A 704-nucleotide genomic window follows, 5' to 3' on the forward strand; every position below is an offset into this window, starting at 1 on the left:
GTGTCTGCAAGCAGCATTACTTCGGGCACCGTCAGCGCCGGCGGCGTGACTGCCACCAGCCTGAGCGCGACATCGGCCACGGCCGGCAGCCTGACCTCCACCAGCATCAGCACGACCTCTCTCACCGCAGGTACCGTGTCGGCAGGCAGCGTCAGCGCCACGAACGTCTCGGCCACCAACGGCACGATCAACAACCTGGCCACGACCAGCATCACTGCCGCCAACGCCACGATCAACACGCTGAGTTCGACCAGCATCACCGCAAACACGGTGAGCGCGGGCAACGTGACCACTGGCAACCTCTCGTCGGGCAACGGCACGATCCAGTCGCTGACGTCGGTCAACATCGCGGCGACCGGCGTCACCGCGACCAATGTGCAGGCGACCAACGTCGATGCCACCAGCGTCGTCACGACCAACCTGACGTCGAATACCGGCAGCATCTCCACGCTCACGTCCACCAACGTCAGCACCACCAACGTGACGGCCAGCAACGGCACGATCAATACGTTGAGCTCGACCAACGTCAGCGCGACGAACCTGACGGCCAACACTGGCACGATCAACACACTGAGCGCCACCAACGTCAGCGCGACGAACCTGACGGCCAGCAACGGCACGATCAACACGTTGAGCTCGACCAACGTCAGCACCACCAACCTGACGGCATCGAACGGCACCATCAACACGCTGAGCGCGACCAA

General features: G+C 63.5%; 1 protein-coding gene and 1 pseudogene. One reads left to right on the forward strand and one right to left on the reverse strand.

Annotation, left to right across the window (positions count from 1 at the left end; genetic code table 11):
* A partial coding sequence (locus BLQ28_RS33165) for a hypothetical protein (protein WP_218121962.1) occupies positions 1-293 on the reverse strand: 293 nt, incomplete at its 3' end.
* Between BLQ28_RS33165 and BLQ28_RS33170 the strand changes: the two are divergent.
* Positions 232-704, forward strand: a pseudogene (locus BLQ28_RS33170) (hypothetical protein); the annotation flags it as partial. The gene BLQ28_RS33165 and the pseudogene BLQ28_RS33170 sit on opposite strands and share 62 nt — an antisense overlap.

Source organism: Variovorax sp. EL159, from assembly GCF_900100965.1.
Classification (GTDB): domain Bacteria; phylum Pseudomonadota; class Gammaproteobacteria; order Burkholderiales; family Burkholderiaceae_C; genus Variovorax.